1 protein-coding gene and 1 pseudogene are annotated in these 1,480 nt (G+C 41.9%); both read right to left on the bottom strand.

Annotation, left to right across the window (positions count from 1 at the left end; translation table 11 throughout):
• Positions 1-113: pseudogene (locus tag BQ7314_RS06610) on the bottom strand (IS6 family transposase); the annotation flags it as partial.
• Positions 114-233: 120 nt separating this feature from the next.
• On the bottom strand, positions 234-1,019 hold the full coding sequence (locus tag BQ7314_RS06605; RefSeq protein WP_174482913.1) for a hypothetical protein: 786 nt from the start codon (positions 1,017-1,019) through the stop codon (positions 234-236).
• Between the last annotated feature and the right edge of the window lie 461 nt (positions 1,020-1,480).

Raw genomic sequence — 1,480 nt, 5'->3', positions numbered from 1 at the left:
CTTTCTTCCATGATCTCTTCAAGGTCGCGATACGAAACGCCATACCTGACATAAAAGAAAACCGCATAAAGAATAACGTCTTTGGGAAAGTGTGTCCCTTTAAAGCTGATCATGATTTTATTTTATGTACATTGGGAAATAAGGGGGAATTATCTCAGAATTTACCCATTAATGCGACAGGAACCCCACAATTAATCTATGCTTGCGACAGAATCATAACGCCTTCTTTGCTTTTAACAATCCTTGCGACAGAAACTTTTCATCAGCACGACTAAATAACTATTGAACACCTCATCTGCACCGTTCCGTTCCGCCGACTTTAACGCCTCGATGCGCTCTTCCTCGTCGCGTACCACCTGCGCTAGATAATCATCTGCCGCCTGTAGTGAGTAATATAAGCCCGTATCGATACTAATATCATCCGTATACCTCAGTACCCCTAGCATAGCCACGTATTCGTCATGCGCCCAACCTTCTTCAATGCGTGCGTCCTCGACGGTCTCAGATATTTTCTGATGGTACAAGTTTGTCTTATGGTTAGCTGTGACCAACGCCTGTAAGCGTACCGCTCGTATTAGGTAATTCTTGGCCCAGGACCAGTGGGCATCGGCTCTTAACAACTCTGTATGGCTTATCGTTGGCTTAACACTCGCTAAGGCGACAGATATCCTTGCCGCTACGTGCTTCATCGACTCTAAGAGCTGTTTTTCAACATGTTTCGAGTCGTAAACAGCATTGGCGCTGCTGTTCTCGTTTTCGAAAGTCAGTTGTGCGAGATACTTTATCGTGGCAATCTTGTAATAAAGTGCTTGCAATCTATTGACTGTCTCCTGTGCGCCCCACCAAGAATGCAGGGTTTTGCGTAATTCACGCAATTCAGCCGCTTTCGCATACGCAGTATCTCGCATAACCTGAGCTTGCTTTTCAGCTTCGGGAATAGACAGTCTCGAGGGGTAGGCTGTTCCAGTTGTGAGTATCAAAGCAACAAGCGATACGGCAAACAATCGTACAATTCCCATTGGTATTTTCCTGATGTTTAAGTCGTAATCATACCGTATTTCGAGTTCTGTCGCAAGAATAAGCCTTCTCCAATACGAAATGAGTCTGAAAAGAGCCTCGTATTCTAATATGGAATGAGTCTAAGCTGACAAAAGGCTCTGTCGCAAGGGAAGGTTAATTGTGGTTTTTATGTCGCATTTATGGGTAAGCTGAAGTTTCCCAGTTTTTTTACACGAAGAAACATTAGTAGGTGCTAATTTTTGAAAACATTAGCATTATCTAATATACTCCTCCGTAAAATCACAATTATCTCTTTAAAAACAACCATTTATTGGTGAATTAAGCCTTAAAATACTATATAATATATTATTCTAAGCAATTGATTATACAAATAAAAAGACCTTATTCATGTTCATTTTACGCGATCTTCTACTCCCCCTACAAACTCATTTTTCCAACACCAAACTCGGCAAGGAACGTG

It is taken from the genome of methanotrophic endosymbiont of Bathymodiolus puteoserpentis (Logatchev) (assembly GCF_900128525.1).
GTDB lineage: Bacteria > Pseudomonadota > Gammaproteobacteria > Methylococcales > Methylomonadaceae > Methyloprofundus.
This window is presented reverse-complemented; position numbering and strand designations above follow the sequence as displayed.